Here is a 255-nt window from a genome sequence, read left to right on the forward strand (position 1 = left end):
GTATTAGAACGGATTATAGAGGCAGGGAAATTAAAAAAGCCTGGACAGGGAATAGGGTTTGTTATTGATGTTAAAGGAGTTACAGGCATCGTACACAATAAACAGGACATGTCTTTAGACGAGGAGGCATTGGATAAAATGACAGATAGTCACGTTAACTTTGAACTGATCGTAAGTGTTGTGAATAAAGGAGATGCTGGTAAAATAGTGGATGCATCTAAGAAAGCTGGTGCTGAAGGTGGTACTATCTTAACT

Annotated in this window: 1 protein-coding gene; it reads left to right on the forward strand. The window is 38.8% G+C overall.

Features of this window, described 5'->3' with window-relative positions:
• On the forward strand, positions 1–255 hold a 255-nt coding region (locus AOA61_RS31435; RefSeq protein WP_218197429.1), incomplete at both ends, for a hypothetical protein.

This window comes from Pseudomonas sp. 2995-1 (genome assembly GCF_002742505.1).
Taxonomy (GTDB): domain Bacteria; phylum Pseudomonadota; class Gammaproteobacteria; order Pseudomonadales; family Pseudomonadaceae; genus Aquipseudomonas; species Aquipseudomonas sivasensis.